We start from the raw sequence: 18,188 nt of genomic DNA on the forward strand, positions 1-18,188 counted from the left end.
GCCCGGGCCGCACGGCCGCCCTGGAGGTGACAGTGGATCTCTCCGACGACTACGCCGGCGCCGGGTTCGGGCAGCCGCTCGACTGGGGATCGTCCCCGGCGGTGCTGGTCATCGACATGGTGCGGGCCTACTTCGAGCCCGGCGCCGAGCTGTACCTGGGGTCGCGTTCGTGCCTCGACTCCGCCGCCCGGGTCGTGGGTGCCGCCCGGGCCGCCGGGGTGCCGGTCATCCTCACCCGGGTCGCGTACGCGGCGGACGGCGTCGACGGAGGGCTGTTCTACCGCAAGGTCGGCGCGCTGCGTCACTTCGCCACCGGTGCTCCGGGCTCCCTCGGCGAGATCATGCCCGAGGTGGCGCCGGCGGACGGCGACCTGGTCGTCACCAAGCAGTACGCCAGCGCGTTCTTCGGTACCTCGCTGGCCGCCACCCTCGCCGCGCGGCGCATCGACACGCTGGTCCTGTGCGGGGTGAGCACCTCCGGGTGCGTGCGCGCCACCGCGGTCGACGCGATCTCGTCGGGCTACGTACCGATCGTGGTGGCCGACGCGGTGGGCGACCGGGATCCGCGGCCGCACGAGGCGAGCCTGTTCGACCTGGCCGCGAAGTACGCGGAGGTCTGGTCGGAGGAGAAGGTCCTGAAGCGACTGAATCAGCGTTAACATCGGGGCGCTCGCTACCAACGACGGCGGCAGGAGCGACCGTGACTTCGACGCGCACGTACGACCCGATCGACGTCAGTTCGATCGAGTTCTGGACCAGCACCGCGCCCCAGCGCGAACGCACGTTCGCCGCGCTGCGCGCGCAGCGCCCCGTCTCCTGGCATCCGATGCCCGAGAGCGGGCTGATGGACGACCCGAACGACCCCGGGTTCTGGGCGGTCGTGCGCCACGCCGACATCGTCGAGGTCAGCCGGCGCAACGACGTGTTCGTCTCCGGGCGCGGGGTGATGTTCGGCAACGTCCCCGAGGAGCTGCTGGAGGCCTCGCAGTCGTTCCTGGCGATGGACCCGCCCCGGCACACGCTGATCCGCAAGCTGGTCAGCGCGGCGTTCACCACCCGGCAGATCTCGCGGATCTCGGCCGAGATCGAACAGGACGCGCGCACGATCGTCGAGGAGCTGGTGCGCGGCGGGCCGGACGTCGACTTCGTCGAGCACTGCTCGGCCAAGCTGCCGATCCGGACGCTGGCCCGGATGATGGGCATCCCGCAGTCCGAGTGGGACTCGGTGGTGCACCACGCGAACGCGCTGGTCTCGGCGGCCGACCCGGAGTTCACCGCCGGCCGCGACCCGATCCAGGTGCTGCTCGACTCGTTGTTCGTGCTGCACCAGACCGCCTCGGAACTGGCGACGCGACGCCGCGAGCACCCGGCCGACGACCTGATGACGAACCTGACCCAGGCCGAGGTCGACGGCCAGCGCCTCACCGACGCCGAGATCGCCGCGTTCTTCGTGCTGCTGTCGGTGGCCGGCAACGACACCACCCGGCAGACGACGTCCCACGCGATGCGTGCGTTCTCGGTGTTCCCGGAGCAGCGGGCGTGGCTGCTCGAGGACTTCGAGGGACGCATCGGCGGCGCGGTCGAGGAGTTCGTGCGCTGGGCGACGCCCGTCATGACGTTCCGGCGCACCGCCGCGGTGCCGTTCGAGCTGCACGGGCAGCAGATCGACGAGGGCGACAAGGTCGTCATGTTCTACGCGTCGGGAAACAGGGACGAGTCGGTGTTCGCTCACCCCGAGCGGTTCGACCTGTCCCGCAAACCGAATCCGCACGTGGCGTTCGGCGGCGGGGGCGTGCACTACTGCCTGGGCAGCAACGTGGCCAAGGTGCAGCTGAAAGCGATCTTCCGCGAACTGTTCCGCCAGGTACCGGGTTTGGAGGCCGGCGAGCCCCAGTACGTGCCGGGCGCCTTCATCCACGCCATCCGCTCCATGCCCTGCACGTTCTGAGCCCCGACACCGCAGGTGTCAGCGGCGCGACGGTCATCGTCGGCGACGCCCCCGATTCTGGATCGGACACAGCGGACCAGGGAACGGCGGGGCGATCATGACGGTGTTGGCGTTCGGCGGGGCCGTGGTCCTGCTGGCTCTCGGGCTGCTCAGCGCGTTCACGGCGACCGCGGTGCGGTGGCCGCCCGACGCGCCGGGCCGGAAGGGGGCGATCGCGCGGCGGCTGACCGGCGCCGACGGGTCGAGCCCGGCGACGCTGTGGTGGGCCGCGGGCGAGCTCCTGCTGATGAGCGTCGGCTGCGTGTTCGTCGGGCTGGGGGCGATGCCGCGGTACGCGGACGCGATCTGGCCGAGCGTGGTCGCGCTCGTGTTCCTCGCGGTCGGGAGCGCCGCCGGTGTCGCGCTGGTGCTCCGCCGCCGGGCCCGCGCCCGATGACGACCTGGATCGCGTTCGGGGCGGCCGCGCTCTTCCTGCTGTGCGGCCTGGTGACCGCAGGGGCGGCGCTCACCCGCGGGGGTGGTGCCGCGCGCCGGTGGGTCGCGGCGCAGTGGATCCTGCTGTCGCTCGCCGCGCAGTGCTTCACGCTGGCGACCGCGCGGGACTCCTCGTACGACGCGTGGATGGCCGGCGCGTACGCGTTCCTGACCGCCACGTTCGGGGCGGCCGCGGCGGGCTTCCACGCCCACTGGGTCCAGGCGCGGAAGGCCGACGCGCGACGAAGCGGGAACTAACTCCCGGTTCGGGTGCGCACGTTCTGCGCCACAAAAGCATTCCTGTGACGAAGGCAGCGAACAGCCGATGACCGGTGGCGAGGCGCGTCGGACACCGCACGCGGTCGTGCAGGGGCGGTTTCTCCGGGAGGTTTCCGCCGTGCAGCGGGATGCCCGGGGCGGGCTGATCACGCGGGTGAAGTTCGGGGCGGACGCGACGGTGCGGGTCGTCGCCGACACCGGGTCCGCGACGCTGCCGATCACCGCGGACCGGGCGGAGATCGCCGCCGCGGTGTTCCCGGGCGGTCCCCCGCCGGGACGGGGTGAGGCGGAGGGGTTCCCGGTCACCTCGCCGCCGCGGGCCGTGCACGCGGAGATCCTGCACGATCTCGGGCTGCACGCGGACGCGCTCAGCGGCTACCTGGGCGGTGGCGTCGTCTACGACGAGGTGCGCACCGACGGACGCACCGCGACCGTCGTGACCGCTCGGGACGGGCACGGCCGCACCGTCGACCTGGAACTCCCGCTCGTGTCCGGCGACCCCGTGGTCGGGACGCCGTACACGCTCATGGAACGCCTGCACGAACGCGGGCGCTGAGCCGCGGCCGGCCGGACGCCGGGGTGGCTCGCGCGTCCGCGGACGCGCGAGCCGCATGCGTCACCCGGCGACCGCCGCCAACTCCCGGTTCGGGTGGCGGAACAGCCAGAAGCCGAGCGCGCGGGGCAGGCGGCGGGGCCTGGACTGCCCGACGTAGGGCTCCCAGACCGCTTTGAGCGGCTCGGGAACCTCACTCGCCGCCAGGTGGCGGTGGCAGGAATCGCAGGGAACGCGTTCCAGCGCTGCGTAGAGAGCCTTGGACGTGCGAGCCGCCTCGACCCGCTCGTACCATCCGCAGCAGCGCTCGGCGCGCGCTAATTCGTCGTTCTGGGCCATGGGGGGAGCTGTCCCTTCGACACCGTCGTCGATCAAATCCTGGGACGATTCTGCCCTCTCATGTGATTTCTGTCTCGGAGTTCGAGATGTAGGGGTTAGAAGCCCGGGAACGTGGCGCGCAGGGCGTCGAGATCGACGTCGGTGGCGGTCACCGACGGGCTGTGGGCCGGGTCCAGCCGGCCGTAGAGCAGCCGGAGGAACGCCTCGGCGGGCAGGGCCAGTTCGCCGGTGCGCTCGCCGCCGTCCCACGGCTCGAGGGCGACCTTCTCCCCCAGGACGAGGGCGTACTCTGCGTCGGGGTCGGTGACCGTGACGTGGATCCGGCCGGCCGGGCCCGGCTTGCCGGCGAACCCGACCAGGCCCTTGGCGTACTCGAGGACGGTGCCGACGGCCTCGGGCAGGACGGTCGCCGACGGATCGAGCATGACCTCGACGTCCCAGGTGTGCACGGCGTGCTCGGACAGCCGCATCGCGACGAAGGTGGCGAGGTCGGCCGGGCCGAACCAGAGCGGGAAGACCGCGTTCTCGCGCTGCTCGGCGGTGAGGGCCTCGACGTTCTCGACCAGGCGCGCGTCGGAGTCGAGGGCGTCGGCGGCCTGTGCGTCGGGGTCCTTGGCGTCCCAGACCGCCCAGATGGCCCGGAAGGCCTCCGGCTCGGGCGCCGGGGTCTGCTCGACGCCGGAGTCGAGGATGAGCCCGTTGATCTCGGCCCCGGAACCGAGGTGCGACAGGACCTGCGCGATCGACCACTCGGACGGGTACCCGGGGCCCCGCACCTGCTCGGGGGTGAGCGGCGCGGCCACCGTCCGGAGCCGGTCGTGGGAGGCGCGGAGGGCCGCGATGCGAGAAAGAACGTCCGTCATGCGCTCACTGTAGAACCGGGTGTGCGGTGCTCGGGGCCGACGGTGACCGGGGCGGCGCAGACAGCCCGGTCACCCGCGTCGCCACGAACGCGGCGGCCGCCGCGGCCAGCACGATCAGGCCTTCGATCACCGTGACGGTCAGCGGCCAACCGCCGGCGTGCCAGCTGATGCCGACGCACGAGCCGAACACGCTGGAACCGGCGTAGTAGCCGAACACGTAGAGGGCTCCCGCGGTCGCGGGGCGGGCGGAACCGACGACCGGGGCCCAGCCGCTCGCGGTCGAGTGCGCACCGAAGAACCCGGCGGTGAAGATCAGCAGGCCGAGGGCGACGGCCGGCAGCCACGGCGGAAGCGTGAGCAGCAGTCCCGCGCCCATCAGCGCGATCGACGCGAGCAGCACCGGGGGGCGCCCGACCCGGTCGGCGGTGCGCCCGGCCAGCGCGGACGCGGCGGTACCGGCGAGGTAGGTGAGGAACACCGCGCCGATCACGGCCTCGGAGACGTCGAACGGGGCCGCGGTGAGGCGGTAGGTGAGGAAGTTGTAGGTGGCGACGAAGCCGCCCATCAGCAGGAACGGCACGGCGAGCAGCGCGAGCAGCGCCGGGTCGCGGACCGTCGCCGGCCGGGGGCGCCCGGCGGCCGGCGTCACGGTGGCCGGTGCGGCCGGCGGCGGCAGGAGACGCCAGCCGAGCCCGGTGGCGACCAGGCCGAGCAGGCCGACGGCCGCCAGCGCCCAGCGCCAGCCCGCCGCGTCGACGACGAGCGAGGACACGAGCCGGCCGGTCACTCCCCCGACCGAGTTCCCGGCGACGTAGAGCCCCATCGCCGAGCCGAGCCCGCTCGGGTGCACCTCGGCGGCGACGTGCCCCATCGCCACGCCGACCACGGCCGCGAGCGCCGCCCCGCTCGCGGCACGCAGCCCGAGCAGCACCGGGAACGTCGGCGCGGCCGCGCACGCGAACGTCAGCGCCACCGCGGCGACGAGCCCGGCACGCATCACCCGGCGCCGGCCCAGCCGCTGTCCGAGCCAGGTCGCGGGCACGACGAGCAGCGCCAGCGTGCCGGTGGTCACCGACAGCGACAGGCTGGCCGCGGTGGCGTCGACCGCGAACCGGTCGGACAGCCGGGGCAGCAGCGGCTGGGTCGCGTACAGCAGACCGAACGCGGCGAGGCCGATCAGGGCCATGCCGAGGTTCAGCGCGCGGAACCCCGGGGTGCCGGGGAGGTGACGGGTCACGTCCTCCACCGTCCCCGGCCGCGTTCGATACGTCCAATGCATCTCTGCTGGTTGAATGATGCGGATGGAGCATGAGTTGGTGCGGCCGCTGCGTGAGTTGCTGGCGGTCGCGCGCACCGGTCACCTCACCGAGGCCGCCCGCGACCTGGGTGTCCCCCAGCCGACGCTGAGCCGCTCGCTGGCGCGGCTGTCGGCGCAGGTCGGGGCGCCGCTGCTGCGCAAGCGGGGCCGCGGGATCACGCTGAGCCGGCACGGGCGGCTGCTCGCGGCGGCCGCGGACCGGGCGGTGCGTGAGGTCGACGAGGCCGTGCGGCGCATCCGCGCGGACGTCGACCCGGAGTCGGGCCTGGTGCGGCTCGGGTTCCAGCACGTGCTCGGCGCCGACCTGGTCACCCGGACGCTGCGCGGCTTCTCCGCGGACCGCCCCCGGGTGCGGCTGCAACTGGCCGAGGGCGGCGCCGACCACCTGGTCGCCGACGTGGTGAACGGGCGGCTCGACCTGGCCCTGGTGGCGATGCTCGAGGAGGTGGAGGGGGCGTCGGTGCTGGGCACCGAGCCGCTGCGGGTGCTGCTGCCGGCCGGGCACCCGAGGGCCGGCGACGCCTCGATCGCGCTGGCGGCCCTGGCCGGTGAGCCGTTCGTCGCGATGGCGGCGGGCTACGGGATGCGGACGATCACCGACCGGCTGCTGCGCGACGAAGGGCTGGTGCCCGAGCCCGCGTGCACGTGCGAGGACCTCGCGACGGCGGCCGGGCTGGTCGCGGCCGGCCTGGGCGTGACCGTGGTACCGGCCGGGATCGCGCCACCGGGCACGGTGGAGGTGCCGCTGGCGCGGGCGGCCGAGCGGGTGGTGCAGCTGCTGTGGAGCGCGGAGAGCATCACGTCGGCACCGGTACTGGCCCTGCGCGACGCCCTCGCGCGCACCGTCCCCGCCCAGCTCGCCGAACGCGGCCCGCGCTGACCGCGCGGACCGCCGGGTGCTCCCGCGGTCAGGTCGCGATCACGACCTCGGTGCCCGCGCGGCGGATCGCGTCGACCCCGGCCGGGTCCGCGCTCGAATCGGTGACCAGCACCGACACGTCGGTGATCGGGCAGATGCCGGCGAGGTACGCGCGCCCGATCTTCGAACCGTCGGCGACCACGATCACCCGGTCCGCGCGCCGGATCATGCACGCGTTCGTGTGCGCCTCGATCTCGTCGTGCGTGGTGAGGCCGCCGCGGGCGCTGATGCCGTCCACGCCGACGACCGCGACCTGCATGTTCAGGCCCTCCAGGGCCCGGTCGGCGATCGGCCCCACCAGCTCGTAGGACTGGGTGCGCGACACCCCGCCGGTCATGATCAGCTTCAGCCGCGGCCGCAGCGCCAGCTCGGACGCGATGTTCAGCGCGTTCGTCACCACGGTGAGGTCGACGCGCTCGGCGAGCATGCGGGCCAGGATGTGCGTCGTGGTGCCGCCGGTGAGGCCCAGCGTCAGCGGGCCCCGGGGCAGCAGGTCCGCGGCCCGCCGCGCCACGACGCCCTTCGCGTCGCGGTTCTGGCCGGCCCGGTAACGCACCGGCAGCTCGTAGGCCACGTCCACCGCCACCGCCCCGCCGTGCGTGCGCGAGAGCAGCTTCTGGTCCTCGAGCACCTGCAGGTCACGGCGGATCGTCGCGGCCGACACGACGAACTCGTCGGCCAGCCGGCCGGCGTCGACCGAACCGTCGGCGGCGAGCCGTTCGAGGATGGCCGAGACCCGCTCGGCCCGGCGAAGTGACGAACGCGGCATCGGCGCTCCCGATCGAAGAAAGATCCAAACGAGCACTGAGAATAGTCCGTTTGGCGCGTAGCACTGTTCGTTCATGAGCGATCCGCGCAAAATCGCGCCATGACCGTGATCACGTTCCTCGGGGCCGGCAGCGTGGTGTTCACCCGCGAACTGCTGGCCGACCTGCTTTCCTTCGACGAGCTCCGTGGCGTCACCCTGAGCCTGCACGACATCGACCAGGAGCGCCTGGAGACCGCCGAGGCGATCGCCCGCCGCACCGCCGAGCAGCTCGGCGCGGCGCCGGAGATCCGCACCAGCCTCGACCGGCGTCGCGCGCTGGAGGGCTCGACCTACGTCATCAACGCGATCCAGGTCGGCATGCACGCCGCCACCGTGCGCGACTTCGAGATCCCCGCCAAGTACGGGCTGCGCCAGACGATCGGCGACACGCTGGGCGTCGGCGGGATCTTCCGGGCGCTGCGGACGTTCCCCGTGCTCGAGGGCATCGCCAAGGACATGCTCGAGATCTGTCCGGACGCCTGGCTGCTCAACTACACCAACCCGATGGCGATGAACATCGGCTACCTCGCGGCGGTAGCACCCGAGCTGAAGGCCGTCGGCCTCTGCCACTCGGTGTTCTGGACCGTCCACGACCTGTGCGAACTGATCGGCGTCCCGCTCGACGAGGTCGACTACACCGGTGCCGGCGTCAACCACCAGGCGTGGCTGCTGCGCTGGGAGCACCGCGGCGAGAGCCTCTACCCCCGCCTGGACGAGAAGCTGGCGTCGGACCCGGAGCTCTCGCGGCGCGTGCGGATGGACATGTACTCCCGCCTCGGCTATTTCCCCACCGAGACCAGCGAGCACTCGTCCGAGTACGTGCCCTGGTACCTGCACACCGACGCCGAGGTCGAGCGGCTGCGCATCCCGGTCGGCGACTACCTGCGGATCAGTCAGGACAACCTGGACGAGTACGCGCGCGTCCGCGACGACCTGCGCGAGGGCAAGCCCCTCGACCTGCACCGCGAGGCCACCGAGTACGCCCCGCAGGTCATCCACAGCATGGAGACCGGCGTCATCCGGCGCATCCACGGCAACGTCGCCAACCGGGGCCTGATCAGCAACCTGCCGGAGAACTACGCGGTCGAGGTGCCGTGCGTCGTCGACCGGCTCGGCGTGCGCCCGGAACGCGTCGGCGCCCTGCCCGCGCAGTGCGCCGCGGTGAACCGGCCGTTCGTCAGCGTCGGCGAGCTCACCGTGCGCGCTGCGGTGGAGGGCGACCCGCTCAAGGTGCGGCAGGCGGCGATGGTCGACCCGAACACCGCCGCTACGCTGACGCTCGACCAGATCTGGGAGTTGTGCGACGAGCTGACCGCCGCCCACGGCGACCTGATCCCCGAGCCGTTGCGCGCACTCTAGATTGCACGTTTGCGCGCGAATGCTTGTCGATGATGCTCGAATGAGCATAATCGCCGTCATGGACGCCACCGCACGTGAGATCGCCAGCCAGCCCGACGTCTGGGTACGCGGGCTGGCGCTGGCCGACGAGGCCGCGGCCGTACTCGCCCACCCCGGCGAACGGACGCTCTTCCTCGGCTGCGGCACGTCCTGGTTCGTCGCGCAGAGCCTCGCCGAGCTCCGTGAATCCGCGGGGCTCGGCGAGTCCGACGCCGTCTGCGCGTCGGAGTACGTCCCGCGCCGCCGCTACGACCGCGTCGTCGCGATCACCCGCTCCGGCACCTCCACCGAGGTGCTCGAGGCACTCCGCGCCGTCCCTACCGGCACGGAGCGGGTCGCGGTGACCGCGGTCAGCGGTGAGGCCGTCGACGACCTCGTCGACGCCCGTCTGCTGCTCGACTTCGCCGACGAGACGAGCGTCGTCCAGACGCGGTTCCCCACCACCGTGCTGGCCGCGGCCAGGGCGGCCTACGGCGAGGACCTCACCGCCGCGGTCGCGGAGGGGCGGGAGGCGCTCGCCTCGGCCCTGCCGGTCGACCCGGCGTCCGTGGACCACCTGGTGTTCCTCGGCACCGGCTGGACCGTCGGCCTGGCCCACGAGGCCGCGCTGAAGGCCCGGGAGGCCGCGCAGGCCTGGTCGGAGTCCTATCCGGCCCGCGACTACCGGCACGGGCCGGTGGCCGTCGCCGGCCCGAGGTCGCTGGTCTGGTCGTTCGGCGCGGTGCCCGGGAGCCTCGACGACGTCGCCCGCTCGGCCGGTGCGGTGGCGTACCGGGACACCCGGGACCCGCTGGCCCAGCTGCTGCTCGCGCAGCGGTTCGCGGTCGCGCTGGCCGCGCACCGCGGGCTCGATCCCGATCAACCCCGCCTGTTGACCCGTTCCGTCGTACTCGCCTGATACGTCTCACCCCGAACCCCCCTCGAGAGGTGCAGCAGATGAGGTACTCCCCCCGGTTACTCGCCGGTCTCGCCACCACGGTCGCGGCGGCGCTGGCCCTCTCGGCCTGCAGCGGCTCGTCGCCGTCGAGCAGCGGCAAGGACGCCGCCAAGGGCTACGACCCGAAGGCCACCGTCGAGATCACCTGGTGGACCGGGCAGACCACCGAGGCCGAGCAGAAGGCCGAGCAGCTCGCGGCCGAGTACCACCAGCTGCACCCCAACGTCACGGTCAAGACGTCGGCCGGCGCCACCGTCACCGACGACCTGCTGACGAAGCTCTCCGCCGGCTTCACCAGCGGCAACTACCCCGACATCTCGTACGCGTTCGGCAGCTGGGCCGGTGAGCTCGCCGAGAGCGGCCGCACGCAGGACCTGCGCGATTTCGTCAAGGAGTCGTCGTTCGGCTGGGACGAGTTCCCGGCCGCGGCGCGCGAGACCGCGACCGCCACCGACGGCACCGTCATCGGCGTCCCGGCCCTCGTCGACAACCTCGCACTGCTCTACAACAAGACCCTGTTCGACGCGGCCAAGCTGCCCTACCCCACCGACGACTGGACGTGGGAGCAGTACCGCGCGGCCGCCAAGAAGCTCAACGACCCGGCGAAGAGCATCTACGGCACCGCGTACTCGGTCTCCGGCAGCGAGGACACCACCTGGCACCTGTGGCCGCTGCTGTGGCAGAACGGCGGCAAGATCCTCGACGGCAAGAAGCCCGCGTTCAACAGCGACGCCGGCGTCAAGGCCCTGGAGACGCTGCGCGCGATGGCCGTCGACGACAAGTCGATGTACCTCGACCAGACCGACGAGAAGTACTCGCCGCTGTTCCGCAGCGGCCGGATCGGCATGATCATGTCCGGCCCGTGGGAGCTGCTCGAACTGGCCAGCAGCAAGACGAAGTACGGCGTCACGCAGCTGCCCGGCACCGACGGCGACCACCAGACCGTCTCCGGCCCCGACCTGTGGGTGCTCTACAACCACGACGACGCCAACCGCGCCGGCGCGTCACGCGACTTCGTCAAGTGGCTCACCAGCAAGGAGACCGACGCGAAGTGGAACCTGGCGATCGGTAACCTGCCGCTGCGCACCACCGAGAAGGACACCCCGGAGTACGCGAACTACGCCAAGCAGTACCCGGCCGGCCCGACGTTCGTCGACAACCTGGCGAACGCCAAGCAGGCCCGCCCGACGGTCTCCGGCTACGAGGAGATGTCACGCAACGTCGGCGACGCGATCGCGAAGGTGCTCCAGGGCAAGGCGAAACCCAAGGAAGCCCTGGACGAGGCCGCCGAGAAGTCCGCCGGCGTCCTGGAAGACAACTAGTGAGCGTCGCGACCCCACCGCGGTTCGCCGTCGGGGCGCGGAAGCCGGCTTCCGCGCCCCGCGCGCCACGCGGACGGGGTGCCCGCCGCGCGCTCACCGGCTGGGCGTTCGCCGGGCCCGCGACCGTCGTCGTGATCGGCCTGTCGATCTTCCCGGCCGTGTGGGCGTTCTTCATCAGCCGGACGAAGTGGAACGGCGTCGCACCGCCCACCGACGTCGGGTGGCGCAACTACCAGCGGCTGGCCGAGGATTCGAACGCCCTCGACGCCGCCAAGCAGTCGCTGCTGCTGACGGCGACGTTCGTTCCGCTGTCGATCCTCATCGGGCTGTTCGTGGCGGTGGCGCTCAACCGCAAGATCCGGTTCATCGGCTTCTACCGCACCTGCATCTTCGTGCCCTACGTGGCGTCGGCGGCGGCCACCGGCATCCTCGCCGGCTACGTGTTCAGCCCGCAGTTCGGCATGGTCAACGAGGCGCTGCGCTCGCTGGGGCTGCCCGCGCAGGGCTTCCTGGAGAGCCCGAGCCAGGCCCTGCTGACGATCGTCGTCATCGCGCTCTGGGGCGAGATCGGGTTCGTCGCGGTGATCTACCTGGCCGCCCTGCAGGACGTGCCGAAGGAACTCGTCGAGGCCGCGATCGTCGACGGTGCCGGCCCGTGGCGGGTGTTCCGGCACGTGACGTTGCCGCAGCTGCGCCCGGTCACGGTGTTCGCCACCGTGTGGCAGACGATCACCGCGCTGCAGCTGTTCGACCTGATCTACACCTCCACCCGCGGCGGGCCGCTGAACAGCACGCAGACCGTCGTCTACTACATCTACGAGCTCGCGTTCCAGACCCGGCGGCTCGGCTACGGCGCTGCGCTGGCCTACCTGTTGTTCGCGGTGACGCTCCTGCTCACCGTGCTCGTCGTCTGGTACGGGCGGCGCCGCGGATCGGAGGTGTTCTGATGACGTCCCCGTCGGCGAAGCGTCGCCGGTTGCCGTTCTCGCCGTGGCATCTGGTGCTGATGCCGATCGCGCTGATCTTCGTGCTGCCGCTCGTGCAGATGGTGCTGACGTCGCTCATGCCCGAAGCGCAGATCACGCAGTTCCCGCCGGACTTCCTCCCGCACGGGATCCATTTCGACGGGTACCGCACGTTGTTCGCCGAGTCGAAGATCGTGCGGTGGCTGGTCAACACCGTGGTGGTGTCGGCGATCTCGGTCCTCGCGCACCTGGTGCTGTGTTCGCTGGCCGGGTACGGGTTCGCGCGGCTGAAGTTCCCGGGGCGGGGGTTGGCGTTCCTGGGCATCATCGCCACCGTCATGATCCCGATCCAGGTGCTGATGATCCCGACGTACCTGCTGTTCGCGCGGGTCGGCATCGTGGACACGCTGGCCGCCGCGATCGTGCCGTGGCTGGCGTCGGCGTTCGGCATCTTCCTCATGCGCCAGTTCTTCCTGACGCTGCCGGTGGAGCTGGAGGAGGCGGCGCTGCTGGACGGAGCCGGTGCGCTGCGCACGTTCCTCTCGATCGTGCTGCCGCTGGCTCGCCCGGCGCTGGCCACGCTGGCCGTGTTCACGTTGCTGTCCAGCTGGAACGATCTGCTGTGGCCGCTGATCGCGATCACCGACGACACCAAGTACACGCTGCAGGTGGGGCTGGCGTCGTTCCAGGGCATGCGGCGCACCGAGTGGTCGCAGCTGATGGCCGGCAACGTCATCGCGACCCTGCCGCTGGTGCTGGCGTTCGTGTTCGCCCAGAAGCGCTTCATTGCCACGATGTCGTTCAGCGGCCTCAAAGGCTGACACCCGTGCCCGGCCCCACCGATGCGTGGGGCCGGGCGCGGATCGCGTGGGTGCGCGGGACCGAGCGTTGGTCGCGTGGGTGCGCAGGACTGCGCGCTGGTCGCGCGGGTGCGCGGGACCGAGCGCTGATCGCGTGGGTGCGCAGGACTGCCCGTTGGTCGCCCGGGTGCGCAGGACTGCGCGCTGGTCGCGGGTGCGCAGGACTGCGCGCTGATCGCCCGGATGCGCAGGACTGCGCGTGGGTCGCCCGGGTGCGTGAGGCCCGCCGCGGACCTCACGGTTACGCAGGAACGGGCTCGGAACGGCGGGTCCGGACACGGTTTCGCTAGTGCGCGGGCCAGGCGGGCAGGGCCGGACAGGCGCGCGGTCATCGCAGATGAGAGCAAGTGCGTGGGGGCGAGCAGGTGCGTGCGGCCGTCCAGCGGAGCCGCGGATGGACGGGGCCGGGCGCGGGACCCCACGGGTGCGCGGGGCCCCGCGCCGTGGTCAGGCGGGGGTGAGGGCGGCGCGGATCTCCGGGAGGGTGGCCTGGGCGGCGGTGCCGCCCGGGGCGCGGGTGCTCAGGGAGCCGGCCGCCGCGGCCCACGCCACCGCCTCGGGAAGGTCGGAGCCACCGAGGCGCGCGGCCAGGAACCCGGCGTTGAAGCTGTCCCCCGCCCCGGTCGTGTCGACGACATCCACGGCGAGGCTCGGCGCGGAGTACTCGGCGATCCCATCCGCCGCCGAGCGCCCAGCGGCTTCATCCAGCGCGGAGTCCCCAGCGGGCTCGTCCAGCGCGGACCGGCCGGGGAGCTCAAACGGCGCCGCCCGGCCGGCCGGCGCGGACTGGCCGCCGGACGCGGACGGCCCAGCCGGCGCGGACTGCCCGCCAGGCGCGGACTGCCCAGCCGGCGCGGACTGCCCGCCAGGCGCGGACTGCCCCGCCGGGGTGGCCTCGGCGTCGCCCGGGAGCTGTGAGGACGAGCGGGCCGGGGTCCAGGCGCGGCCGCCGCGGGCGCCGTCCTTGAGCACCACGGTGGTGCCCGACGCCACCAGCAGCGCCGCCGCCGAGGCCACGTCACCGGCCCCGGTGACCGCGAGCAGCTCCGCGGTGTTGGGCAGGAACACGTCGACCCCGGCGAGCAGCTCCCGCACCCCGGTCCAGCGCTCGCTCGGATCCCAGTTCGTGTCGAGCGACGTCGTCACCCCCAGCGCCCGGGCCCGCGCGAACACGCCGGCCAGCCCTTCGGCCAGCGCCGGCTGCAGGAACACCGACGCCACGTGCAGGTGCCGGGTGCGGGCGAGCACCTCGTCGGAGATGTCGGACGGCACCAGCGTCGGGATCGTGCCCGGCAGCGTGAGGATCGACCGGTCGTCGGGCCCGGACAGGATGACCGAGAGCCCGGTGGGTTCGCCGTCGGCGGGCCGGGGGTTCTCCAGCGTGACGCCCCGCTCCTCCAGCCAGGCCCGCGTGACCCGGCCGAACACGTCGTCGCCGACCCGGGCGAGCAGTGCCGTACGCAGCCCGAGCCGCGCGCACCCGGAGGCGGTGATCGCCGCGGAGCCGCCGAGCACCAGGTCGGCCGCGGTGAGCATCTGTTCGACCTGCCCGAACCGCGGCACGACGTCCCCGCGGAGCACGAGGTCGGGGTTGGCGTCGCCGACGACCAGGACATCGAGCTCAGTGTTCATTCCGCAGTCCCTAGGTGATCGTTTATGGTCGTAACAGCAGTGAGACGAGCATAGTCGCGCAGAAGCTGGAGCAGGAGTGATCCTGACCGTCACCCTCAACGCCGCCCTGGACGTCACTTACCGTGTCGAGGCGCTGGTTCCGCACACGACACACCGGGTCGCCGAGGTGAGCGAGCGCGCCGGCGGCAAGGGGCTCAACGTCGCCCGGGTGCTGCACGGGCTGGGCGAACCGGTGCTGGCCACCGGGCTGCTCGGCGGCGACACCGGTGCGCGCGTGCGCCGGCTGCTCGGCGAGGCCGGGCTCGGCGAGGCGTTCGTGCCGATCGGCGACGAGACCCGCCGCACCGTCGCGGTGGTCGACGGCGACGCGACCGGGTTCTGGGAGCCCGGTCCGGTGGTCACGCCCGGTGAGTGGGACGCGTTCCGGGCCCGGTACGCGTCGCTGCTCGGGGACGCCACGGTCGTCGTGCTCTCCGGTTCGCTCCCGCGCGGCCTGCCCGCCGACGCCTACGCGACGCTGATCGCCGCCGCCCGCGAGGCCGGCGCCCGCACCGTCCTGGACACCAGCGGTGCCCCGCTGAGCGCCGCGCTGCCGGCCCGCCCCGACGTCGTGAAACCCAACCTCCACGAGCTGCGTGAGCTCCTCGCCGACGCGCCGGCCGACGGCCGCGGCGCGGCGGGTGAGCTGGTGCGGCTGGCCGGGGCGGTGCGGGCGCTCGGCGCGGGCGCGGTGGTGGCGTCGGCCGGTGCGGACGGGCTGGTGGGCGTCACCGCGGACGGGGTCTGGCGGGTGCGCCCGCCGGAGCGGGTCGCCGGCAACCCGACCGGAGCCGGGGACGCGTCCGTCGCCGCCCTGGCCCGCGGGCTGCGTGACCGCTCCCCCTGGCCCCGGATCCTCACCGACGCGGTGGCGCTCTCCGCCGCCGCGGTCGCCGCCCCGGTCGCCGGCACCGTCGAGGCCGCCACCGCCGACCGTTTCCGCACGTCCGTCACCGTCACCGAGATCACCCAGGAGTTTCCGGCATGCTGACCCCCACCGGCGAACTGGTCGCCGCCGCCCGCGCGGCCGGTTCCGCGGTCCCGGCGTTCAACGTAATCACGATCGAGCACGCCGAGGCGATCGTCGCCGGCGCCGAGGCGGCGAACGCCCCGGTGATCCTGCAGATCAGTGAGAACGCGGTGCGTTTCCACGGCGGCCGGCTCGCTCCGATCGCCGCCGCGACCCGTGCGGTCGCCGAGGCCGCGCGGGTCGGGGTCGCGCTGCACCTCGACCACGTCGAGGACGCCGGCCTGATCGCGCAGGCCGCGGCGAACGGCTTCGGCTCGGTGATGGTCGACGCGTCCACGCTGCCCTACGAGGAGAACGTCGCCGCCACCGCGGCCGCCGTGGCCCGGCTGCACGCCGAGGGCCTGTGGGTGGAGAGCGAGCTCGGCGAGGTCGGCGGCAAGGACGGGGCGCACGCGCCGGGCGTCCGCACCGACCCGGGCGAGGCCAGGGCCTTCGTCGACGCGACCGGCGTGGACGCGCTGGCGGTCGCGGTGGGCTCGTCGCACGCGATGACCGACCGCACCGCCCGCCTCGACCACGCGCTGATCACGTCCCTGCGCGACGCCGTCGGAGTGCCCCTGGTGCTGCACGGCTCCTCCGGCGTCCCCGACGACGAGCTCACCGCCGCGGTCGCCGCCGGCATGGTGAAGGTCAACATCGGCACGGCCCTGAACACCGCCTTCACCGCCGCGGTGCGCCGCGCCCTGACCGACGAGTCGCTCGTCGACCCCCGCAGGTACATCGCCCCGGCCCGCGACGCGATGACCGCCACCGTCACCCACTTCACCACCCTCCTGTCCGGCCGCTAGGGGCCCGGCAGGGTCACGGTCACGTCCAGGCCGCCGGACCCGCGGGGGTGCAGGGTGAGGTCGGCCCGGTGGGCGTCGGCGATGGCTCGGGTGAGGGTGAGGCCCAGGCCGTGGCCGCCGTGGTGGCGGAGGCGGGGGCCGGCCAGTTGCTGGAACGGTTCGAGCAGGCGCGCCAGCTCCGACGGGGGCACGGCCGGGCCGGTGTTGCGCACGGCGAGGAACGGGCGGCCCTCGTGGACACCGGTGGTGACCTCGATCCAGCCGCGGGCGTCGTTGTGGCGCACCGCGTTGTCGACGAGGTTTCCGGCCAGGCTGCGCAGCAGCGACACGTCCCCGGTGGCGGGCGCGGGCTCCAGGCGCCGCGACACCGCCCGGTCGCCCACCGCGTCGGCCGCCACCGCGGCCAGGTCGACCGGGTCGCGGGAGAACGCGCCCGACTCGCTGCCGGCCAGCGTCAGCAGGGCGTCGATGAGGCGTTCCTGCGCTTCGCCGAGGGTCAGTACCTCGCGGCAGGCCCGGCGCAGGTCCCCGGCGGTGGCGTCCGGGTCGGCCAGCGCGACCTGGAGCAGGGTGCGCTCCGCGGTCAGCGGCGTCCGCAGCTCGTGCGAGGCGTTCGCGACGAACCGGCGCTGGGCGTCGAACGAGGCCTCGAGCCGCGCGAACAGGTCGTCGAGCACCGCGGCGAGCTCGCCGAACTCGTTGTCGCGGCCCTCCACGCCCAACCGGCGGTGCAGGTTGGACGCCGAGATGTCGCGGGCCGTGCCGGTGATCGTGCGCAGCGGGCGCAGCAGCCGCCCGGAGATGAGCCAGCCCAGCACGACGGCCACGACCACCGTGGCCGCGAGCACGACGAGCGAGGTCACCAGCGCGTCGTGGCGCACGGCCACCTCGGCGTCCGACGGCCCCACCCGCGGCGCCGCGGGCGTACCGGTCCCGGGTACGGGCACGGTGTGCGACGTGCGCAGGAACGGAATCGCCACCAGCGCCGCACCGCACCCGACGAACGCCCCGCCGTAGAGCAGCGTCAGCTGCCCGCGCAGGGTCACGGCCCGCCCACCCGGTAGCCGCCCCCGCGGACCGTGTGCACCGCCGGCGGCTCGCCCAGTTTCGTCCGCAGCCGCCTGATCGTGGTCTTGACCGCGGTGGTGAACGGGTCGGCGGCCTCGTCCCAGACGTGTTCGAGCAGTTCCTCGGCCGGCACGACCCGCCCGGCCGCGGCGAGCAGGTACTCCAGGACCGCGAACTCCTTCGGGGAGAGGTCCAGGCGCCGCCCGGCGCGGGTCACCACCCGCCGGCTCGGGTCCAGGGTCACCTCGCCGGCCGAGAGCAGCGGCGGCAGCCCGGCACCCGGCCGCCGGCCCAGCGCACGCACCCGGGCCACGAGCTCGGCGAAGTCGAACGGTTTGGGCAGGTAGTCGTCGGCGCCGAGCTCGAGGCCGTGCACCCGGTCGCGGACCGTGCCGGCGGCGGTGAGCATCAGCACCCGGCAGGCCGGGTGGGACGCGACGATCCGGCGGCACACCTCGTCGCCGTGCACCGTCGGCACGTCGCGGTCGAGCACCGCGACGTCGTAGGCGGTGACGGCCAGCCGCTCGAGCGCCTCACCCCCGTCCAGGACGACGTCGACCGCCAGCCCTTCGCGGCGCAGCCCGGTGCCCAGCGCACGGGCCAGGATCTCGAAGTCCTCCACGACCAGCACTCTCACGCCGACCACAG

At 73.2% G+C, this 18,188-nt stretch carries 20 protein-coding genes; 13 read left to right on the forward strand and 7 right to left on the reverse strand.

The window, feature by feature from the left end; all coding sequences use genetic code 11:
• Window positions 1-32 precede the first annotated feature (32 nt).
• From ABD437_RS08700 to ABD437_RS08720, 5 genes are all read left to right on the forward strand, one after another.
• On the forward strand, window positions 33-659 hold the full coding sequence (locus ABD437_RS08700) for an isochorismatase family protein (protein WP_344648240.1): 627 nt from the start codon (window positions 33-35) through the stop codon (window positions 657-659).
• Between the two features lie 41 nt (window positions 660-700).
• Window positions 701-1,948, forward strand: coding sequence for a cytochrome P450 (locus ABD437_RS08705; RefSeq protein ID WP_344648241.1), 1,248 nt, complete (start codon window positions 701-703; stop codon window positions 1,946-1,948).
• A 97-nt stretch (window positions 1,949-2,045) separates the two neighbouring features.
• Window positions 2,046-2,384, forward strand: a complete 339-nt coding sequence (locus ABD437_RS08710; protein ID WP_344648242.1) for a hypothetical protein — start codon at window positions 2,046-2,048, stop codon at window positions 2,382-2,384.
• Window positions 2,381-2,680: a hypothetical protein gene (locus ABD437_RS08715; RefSeq protein WP_344648243.1), complete on the forward strand. Its 300-nt coding sequence runs from the start codon at window positions 2,381-2,383 to the stop codon at window positions 2,678-2,680. Before ABD437_RS08710 ends, ABD437_RS08715 begins: the two co-directional genes overlap by 4 nt.
• Before the next feature lie 139 nt (window positions 2,681-2,819).
• A complete protein-coding gene (locus ABD437_RS08720; RefSeq protein WP_344648244.1) occupies window positions 2,820-3,257 on the forward strand; it encodes a hypothetical protein in 438 nt (145 codons plus the stop codon).
• A gap of 60 nt (window positions 3,258-3,317) precedes the next feature.
• Here the strand turns inward: ABD437_RS08720 and ABD437_RS08725 are convergent, their stop codons facing one another.
• From ABD437_RS08725 to ABD437_RS08735, 3 genes are all read right to left on the reverse strand, one after another.
• Window positions 3,318-3,593: a hypothetical protein gene (locus ABD437_RS08725; RefSeq protein ID WP_344648245.1), complete on the reverse strand. Its 276-nt coding sequence runs from the start codon at window positions 3,591-3,593 to the stop codon at window positions 3,318-3,320.
• 95 nt (window positions 3,594-3,688) lie between these two features.
• The gene (locus ABD437_RS08730; protein WP_344648246.1) at window positions 3,689-4,456 is read right to left on the reverse strand and encodes a maleylpyruvate isomerase N-terminal domain-containing protein; all 768 of its coding nucleotides are present in this window, start codon (window positions 4,454-4,456) and stop codon (window positions 3,689-3,691) included.
• A 4-nt stretch (window positions 4,457-4,460) separates the two neighbouring features.
• Window positions 4,461-5,693 (reverse strand): MFS transporter, encoded by a 1,233-nt coding sequence (locus ABD437_RS08735; RefSeq protein ID WP_344648247.1) that lies wholly within the window; start codon window positions 5,691-5,693, stop codon window positions 4,461-4,463.
• A gap of 64 nt (window positions 5,694-5,757) precedes the next feature.
• Here ABD437_RS08735 and ABD437_RS08740 point away from each other — a divergent pair, with 64 nt between their 5' ends.
• Entirely contained in the window at window positions 5,758-6,654 is an 897-nt protein-coding gene (locus ABD437_RS08740) for a LysR family transcriptional regulator (protein WP_344648248.1), read from the forward strand.
• A 28-nt stretch (window positions 6,655-6,682) separates the two neighbouring features.
• Here the strand turns inward: ABD437_RS08740 and ABD437_RS08745 are convergent, their stop codons facing one another.
• The gene (locus ABD437_RS08745; protein WP_344648249.1) at window positions 6,683-7,462 is read right to left on the reverse strand and encodes a DeoR/GlpR family DNA-binding transcription regulator; all 780 of its coding nucleotides are present in this window, start codon (window positions 7,460-7,462) and stop codon (window positions 6,683-6,685) included.
• Between the two features lie 99 nt (window positions 7,463-7,561).
• Here ABD437_RS08745 and melA point away from each other — a divergent pair, with 99 nt between their 5' ends.
• From melA to ABD437_RS08770, 5 genes are read left to right on the forward strand one after another with little or no spacing between them, the layout of a single operon-like run.
• Complete coding sequence (gene melA, locus ABD437_RS08750) at window positions 7,562-8,860, forward strand: alpha-glucosidase/alpha-galactosidase (RefSeq protein ID WP_344648250.1); 1,299 nt, start codon at window positions 7,562-7,564, stop codon at window positions 8,858-8,860.
• Window positions 8,861-8,918: 58 nt separating this feature from the next.
• Complete coding sequence (locus ABD437_RS08755; protein ID WP_425558129.1) at window positions 8,919-9,797, forward strand: SIS domain-containing protein; 879 nt, start codon at window positions 8,919-8,921, stop codon at window positions 9,795-9,797.
• A gap of 38 nt (window positions 9,798-9,835) precedes the next feature.
• On the forward strand, window positions 9,836-11,158 hold the full coding sequence (locus tag ABD437_RS08760; protein WP_344648252.1) for an ABC transporter substrate-binding protein: 1,323 nt from the start codon (window positions 9,836-9,838) through the stop codon (window positions 11,156-11,158).
• A complete protein-coding gene (locus ABD437_RS08765) occupies window positions 11,158-12,105 on the forward strand; it encodes a carbohydrate ABC transporter permease (protein WP_344648253.1) in 948 nt (315 codons plus the stop codon). Before ABD437_RS08760 ends, ABD437_RS08765 begins: the two co-directional genes overlap by 1 nt.
• Window positions 12,105-12,944 (forward strand): carbohydrate ABC transporter permease, encoded by an 840-nt coding sequence (locus tag ABD437_RS08770; protein WP_344648254.1) that lies wholly within the window; start codon window positions 12,105-12,107, stop codon window positions 12,942-12,944. The genes ABD437_RS08765 and ABD437_RS08770 overlap by 1 nt, the downstream gene beginning before the upstream one ends.
• Window positions 12,945-13,430: 486 nt before the next feature.
• On the opposite strand, the gene ABD437_RS08775 is transcribed toward ABD437_RS08770, so the two are convergent.
• Window positions 13,431-14,615, reverse strand: coding sequence for a carbohydrate kinase family protein (locus tag ABD437_RS08775; RefSeq protein WP_344648255.1), 1,185 nt, complete (start codon window positions 14,613-14,615; stop codon window positions 13,431-13,433).
• Window positions 14,616-14,691: 76 nt separating this feature from the next.
• Here ABD437_RS08775 and ABD437_RS08780 point away from each other — a divergent pair, with 76 nt between their 5' ends.
• On the forward strand, window positions 14,692-15,645 hold the full coding sequence (locus tag ABD437_RS08780) for a 1-phosphofructokinase family hexose kinase (RefSeq protein WP_344648256.1): 954 nt from the start codon (window positions 14,692-14,694) through the stop codon (window positions 15,643-15,645).
• A complete protein-coding gene (locus ABD437_RS08785) occupies window positions 15,639-16,472 on the forward strand; it encodes a class II fructose-bisphosphate aldolase (protein ID WP_344648257.1) in 834 nt (277 codons plus the stop codon). The genes ABD437_RS08780 and ABD437_RS08785 overlap by 7 nt, the downstream gene beginning before the upstream one ends.
• Here the strand turns inward: ABD437_RS08785 and ABD437_RS08790 are convergent.
• Together ABD437_RS08790 and ABD437_RS08795 are read right to left on the reverse strand one after the other, a co-directional pair.
• Entirely contained in the window at window positions 16,469-17,518 is a 1,050-nt protein-coding gene (locus ABD437_RS08790; protein ID WP_344648258.1) for a sensor histidine kinase, read from the reverse strand. The genes ABD437_RS08785 and ABD437_RS08790 overlap by 4 nt on opposite strands.
• Window positions 17,515-18,177 carry a response regulator transcription factor gene (locus ABD437_RS08795; protein WP_344648259.1) on the reverse strand — a complete coding sequence of 221 codons (663 nt, stop codon included), beginning with the start codon at window positions 18,175-18,177 and terminating at the stop codon, window positions 17,515-17,517. Before ABD437_RS08795 ends, ABD437_RS08790 begins: the two co-directional genes overlap by 4 nt.
• Window positions 18,178-18,188: the final 11 nt, after the last annotated feature.

This window comes from Cryptosporangium japonicum (genome assembly GCF_039524755.1).
In the GTDB taxonomy this organism is placed as follows: Bacteria; Actinomycetota; Actinomycetes; order Mycobacteriales; family Cryptosporangiaceae; genus Cryptosporangium; species Cryptosporangium japonicum.